This window comes from Neisseria sp. P0021.S005, assembly GCF_051956955.1.
Genome location: NZ_JBQCWY010000191.1, coordinates 1 through 5116 on the forward strand (window position 1 = coordinate 1; position 5116 = coordinate 5116).

The following is a 5116-nucleotide window of genomic DNA, read 5'->3' on the forward strand; positions in this document are numbered from 1 at the left end:
AGCCCCCGTATTTGAAAACGACAGCGGCTGGCGTATTTTCAGCGGCGACGAAACCGACGAATACACCGACAATCCCGACAACTTCAGCATTGTCAGCCTCTCCGCCATTACCGCAGACAATCCCGACGTCGTGCCCCTGCTGACTCAGGCAGAAGGCAGCGCGTGGGAATTGAACGAAGACGGCGAGTTCCAAGCCGTTGCCGATTGGCAGCCGCAAGAATAATCCATCCCCATTTCGTTTCAGACGGCCTTCCCTATAACAAGGCCGTCTGAAACCAAGCCGAATCCCTATTTCACAAATATTGAAGGAATCATCATGAATATTATCGAACCACGCCTCGATGGCACCAACCTGCGCATCGGCATCGTTCAAGCCCGTTTCACCAACGAAATCGGCAGCGAAATGGTCAAAGTTTGCTGCCGCACCTTAAAAGAATTGGGCGTATCCGAAGACAACATCACGCTTGCCACCGTTCCCGGCGCGCTTGAAGTACCTATCGCGCTGATGAACCTCGCTTCATCCGAACAATTCGATGCCCTGATTGCCATCGGCGTTGTCATTCGTGGCGAAACCTACCACTTTGAATTGGTATCCAATGAGTCCGGCGCAGGTGTCAGCCGCGTTGCCCTTGACTACAACATCCCTATCGCCAACGCCATCCTGACGACTGAAAACGACGAACAAGCCGTTGCACGCATCGAAGAAAAAGCCTCCGATGCCGCCAAAGTTGCCGTAGAATGTGCCAACTTGGTCAACCATCTTTTGTCAGAACAATACGAAGACGACGAAGAATAAGCTTCTCCCCGTATTGAATACCGCATCTTTTCAGACGGCCTCTCAATCATGACATTGAGGCCGTCTGAATCATTCAATATTCAGCCGACAACCATCGGCACTCTCTTCACAAGGAATACCCATGAAAAGCCCACGCCGCCGCGCACGCGAGCTTGCCGTACAAGCTATTTATCAAGCAGGCATCAACAAAACTGCCGCCCCAGAAATCGCCAAAAACATCCACGAACTGTCTCAAGCGTCCAATATGGATGAAGAGCTGTTCAACAAACTGTTTTTCGGCGCACAAACCCATGCCGAAGAATACATGGAAAAAATCAGCCCCCTGCTTGACCGCGACGAAAAAGACCTCAGTCCTATCGAACGCGCCGTTTTGCTGGTTGCCTGCCATGAGCTGAGCACCATGCCTGAAACCCCCTATCCTGTCATCATCAACGAAGCCATCGAAGTTACCAAAACTTTCGGCGGCACCGACGGCCATAAATTCGTCAACGGCATCCTCGACCAGCTGGCTTCCCGCATCCGCCCTGATGAACCGCGCCGCAAAGGCTAAGATTGACTTCACATCGGAACAAGATTACTGATCTTTGCCCTATTGAGGCTCATCTGCTTATACAGCCAAACCATCCAAAAGGCCGTCTGAAATTCAGACGGCCTTTTATATTTCGATTTATTCCGATTTTGGTATTTCATAACCGGGGCAGTTTTGTTTATCGCTGTTTGCCCAGATGATACCGCTGTCGTTGTAATAAACGGTACAGGTTTCATTAGCGTTGGTTTCTTTGTTAGGTTCTGCCTTCAAAATATAACCTGAATCGGAAGGATTAGGCATAGAAGCTGTACCTTCGGAAAAACTAATATTGAAATATTGATTCTGCTGTAAATTTTTAGCAGGAAAATCCTTATTACCAGGAAAATCCTTAAATGTCCTTTTTTGAGTGTAGTAGCGTTCGAGCTGTTGGGCGTTATGAAGCATCTGCGTGCGGACGGCGGCAAGGCGCGTTTGGCGGATATAGTTTTGATAAGACGGATATGCGATGATAGCAAGAATGGCTGCAATCACAACGACTATCAGCAGCTCGATAAGCGTGAAGCCTTGTTGGTGTTTCATTGTATTTATGTCGTGAATAATTAGAATAAGACGTGGATATTATAGTAGTTTTCTTGCGGCTTAAATGTTCAGATTCGGAGGGAGTTTGGGAATTTATGTAAATGAGGTGCAAGTTCTGAAAAATGTTTACTGACCTTTATTTTTTATTTCAATAAGTTAAACTTCAATTTAAGCCGGCTGTCTCTTGGTCAGCCTGGGTCTTTACAGTAAAATCCAGTTGTTTTTTTGTTTCTATCAATACATTTGTTGCTTGTCTGCGACGTTATTTAATTGAATTGGTTTCTTTTATATGTCTAAAGTTTTCAAGTGGGCGGCCGGTACGGCTGTTATCGTGGCTGCAGCTTTCGGCGGCTGGTCTTTGATGAAGCCTGAGCCTCAGTCTTCTTTTATTACAGAAGTGGTCAAACGCGGCGATATTCGTCAAACCGTGTCGGCAACCGGCGAAATCTCGCCTTCCAATTTGGTATCCGTAGGTGCGGAAGCTTCAGGTCAGATTAAAAAACTGTATGTGAAACTGGGCCAGCAAGTGAAAAAAGGTGAGCTGATTGCGGAAATCAACTCAACCAATCAGATCAATACCTTAAATACCGAAAAATCCAAACTGGAAACCTATCAGGCAAAATTGGTTTCTGCCGAAATCGCGCTTTCCAGTGCAGAGAAAAAATATAAACGCGAACTTGCCTTATGGAAAGAACAGGCAACTTCCAAGGAAGACTTGGAATCTGCACAAGACTCTTTAGCCGCAGCCAAAGCCAATGTTGCCGAGCTGAAGGCCGCCATCAAACAATCCAAAATCTCCATCAACACAGCCGAATCCGAACTGGGCCACACGCGGATCACTGCCACCATGGACGGCACTGTGGTTGCCATTCCTGTTGAAGAAGGCCAATCCGTCAATGCGGCACAATCTACGCCGACCATTATCCAGCTGGCCAATCTGGAAACCATGTTAAACAAAATGCAGATTGCCGAGGGCGACATCACGAAAGTCAAAGCCGGTCAGGATATTTCGTTCACCATTTTGTCCGAGCCGGACACCCCGATTAAAGCGAAATTAGACAGCGTCGATCCCGGCCTGACCACCATGTCTTTGGGCAGCTACACCAGCAGCACGGACACGACTTCCAATGCGATTTACTACTATGCCCGCGCACTGGTACCAAATCCGGAAGGCAAACTTTCCATCGGTATGACCACTCAAAACACGATCGAAATCAACGGCGTGAAGAATGTCTTACTGGTACCGACACTGACTGTGAAAAAGCATAACGGCAAATCCTATGTCAGCATTTTGGGTGCAGACAATAAAGCGGTAGAACGCGAAGTGACCATCGGCTTGAAAGACAGCATGAATACCGAAATCAAAAGCGGCTTGAAAGAAGGCGAAAAAGTGATTGTTTCTGAAATGAGCGCAGATGAAAAGAATAAGAGCAGCGAACGCGCGATGATGGGTGGCGGCCCTCCTCGCTGATTGATTAAGGCCGTCTGAAAGATTTGGCTGTGTTTCAGACGGCCTTAGTTCCTGTATTTCTATTTTTCGCCCGGAAAGATTATGAGTTTAATCGAATGTAAGAATATCAACCGTTTTTTCGGTAACGGTGAAAACCGTGTGCACGTATTGAAAGATGTCAGCCTTTCTATTGAGAAAGGCGACTTTGTGGCGATTATCGGCCAGTCCGGTTCAGGCAAATCTACGCTGATGAATATCTTGGGCTGTCTGGATACCGCCACTTCCGGCTCTTATCAAATCGACGGCATCGAAACATCGCAAATGCAGCCGGATGAGCTGGCGGCTTTGCGCCGTGAGCGTTTCGGCTTTATTTTCCAGCGTTACAACCTGTTAAGCTCGCTGACCGCCCGAGACAACGTCGCCCTGCCTGCCGTGTATATGGGCATGGACAGTAAAGAGCGTGCGGAACGTGCGGAAAAACTGTTGGGCGATTTGGGTTTGCAAAATAAAGAAGGCAACAAACCCAGCGAACTTTCCGGCGGTCAGCAACAACGCGTTTCGATTGCCCGCGCGTTGATGAATGGCGGTGAAATCATCTTTGCCGACGAGCCGACCGGCGCATTGGATACCGCCAGCGGTAAAAACGTGATGGAAATCATCCATAAGCTGCACGAAGACGGGCATACCGTGATTATGGTCACCCACGATCCGGGCATTGCGGCAAACGCAAACCGCGTCATCGAAATCCGCGACGGTCAGATTATTTCGGATACGTCTAAAAATCCCGATATCCCGCCAAGCAAAGTGGAGAGGATTAAAGAAAAAGCTTCCTGGTCGTTTTATTACGATCAATTTATGGAAGCATTTAAAATGTCGGTACAGGCGATTATGGCGCACAAAATGCGTTCGCTGCTGACCATGCTGGGGATTATTATCGGTATTGCTTCGGTAGTATCGGTAGTAGCCTTAGGTAATGGCTCGCAACAAAAAATCCTGGAAGACATCAACTCGATGGGCACAAACACCATCAGCATCTTCCCCGGCCGTGGTTTTGGCGACCGCCGCAGCGGACGAATCAAGACACTGACAATTAATGACGCAAAAGCCATCAGCCAACAAAGCTACGTCGCCTCTGCCACCCCTCAAACCAACTCCGGCGGCACCTTGACCTACCGCAACACCGACCTGACCGCCTCGCTTTACGGCGTAGGCGAACAATATTTCGACGTGCGCGGTTTGAAATTGGAAGAAGGCCGTCTGTTTGATGATGACGATGTAAAAACCGATGCCCAAGTCGTCGTTATCGACCAAAACACCAAAACCAAACTCTTCGGAGAAGGCGTCAATCCTTTAGGCAAAACCATCCTTTTCAAAAAACGCCCGTTGACCGTCATCGGCATTATGAAAAAGGATGACAACTCGTTCGGCAATTCCGACTCGCTGATGCTTTGGTCGCCGTATACAACGGTCATGCACCAAATTACCGGCGAGAGCTATACCAACTCCATCGTTGTCAAAATCAAAGACGATGCCAACACGCAAGTTGCCGAAAAAAGCCTGACCGAGCTGCTGAAAGCACGCCACGGTACAGAAGACTTCTTTATGAACAACAGCGACAGCATCAAAGAAATGGTTGAAAGCACAACCGGCACCATGACGCTGCTGATTTCTTCCATCGCGGTCATCTCTTTGGTGGTCGGCGGTATCGGCGTGATGAACATCATGCTGGTCTCCGTTACCGAGCGCACCAAAGAAATCGGCG

Annotated in this window: 6 protein-coding genes; 5 read left to right on the forward strand and 1 reads right to left on the reverse strand. The window is 48.4% G+C overall.

Translation table 11 applies throughout. The features are described from left to right. From ACTHUE_RS10655 to nusB, 3 genes are all read left to right on the forward strand, one after another. Positions 1–223, forward strand: a 223-nt coding sequence (locus ACTHUE_RS10655) for a DUF2185 domain-containing protein (protein ID WP_440423438.1), incomplete at its 5' end; no start/stop codon positions are given. Positions 224–316: 93 nt separating this feature from the next. Beyond that, positions 317–796: a 6,7-dimethyl-8-ribityllumazine synthase gene (ribH, locus tag ACTHUE_RS10660; protein WP_036493252.1), complete on the forward strand. Its 480-nt coding sequence runs from the start codon at positions 317–319 to the stop codon at positions 794–796. Positions 797–917: 121 nt separating this feature from the next. Then, positions 918–1346, forward strand: a complete 429-nt coding sequence (gene nusB, locus ACTHUE_RS10665; protein ID WP_440400592.1) for a transcription antitermination factor NusB — start codon at positions 918–920, stop codon at positions 1344–1346. Between the two features lie 117 nt (positions 1347–1463). Here the strand turns inward: nusB and ACTHUE_RS10670 are convergent, their stop codons facing one another. Beyond that, the gene (locus ACTHUE_RS10670; RefSeq protein ID WP_070459327.1) at positions 1464–1904 is read right to left on the reverse strand and encodes a type IV pilin protein; all 441 of its coding nucleotides are present in this window, start codon (positions 1902–1904) and stop codon (positions 1464–1466) included. Between the two features lie 289 nt (positions 1905–2193). On the opposite strand from ACTHUE_RS10670, the gene ACTHUE_RS10675 reads away from it, so the two are divergent. Next, a complete protein-coding gene (locus ACTHUE_RS10675; RefSeq protein ID WP_107792365.1) occupies positions 2194–3375 on the forward strand; it encodes an efflux RND transporter periplasmic adaptor subunit in 1182 nt (393 codons plus the stop codon). An 81-nt stretch (positions 3376–3456) separates the two neighbouring features. Then, the coding region (locus tag ACTHUE_RS10680) for an ABC transporter permease (protein WP_440423441.1) at positions 3457–5116 on the forward strand (1660 nt) is incomplete at its 3' end.

Bases quoted from the DNA above. Each gene is read 5' to 3' on its own strand.
- ribH (WP_036493252.1), top strand. From the start codon at position 317: ATGAATATTATCGAACCACGCCTCGATGGCACCAACCTGCGCATCGGC.
- nusB (WP_440400592.1), top strand. From the start codon at position 918: ATGAAAAGCCCACGCCGCCGCGCACGCGAGCTTGCCGTACAAGCTATT.
- ACTHUE_RS10670 (WP_070459327.1), bottom strand. From the start codon at position 1,904: ATGAAACACCAACAAGGCTTCACGCTTATCGAGCTGCTGATAGTCGTT.
- ACTHUE_RS10675 (WP_107792365.1), top strand. From the start codon at position 2,194: ATGTCTAAAGTTTTCAAGTGGGCGGCCGGTACGGCTGTTATCGTGGCT.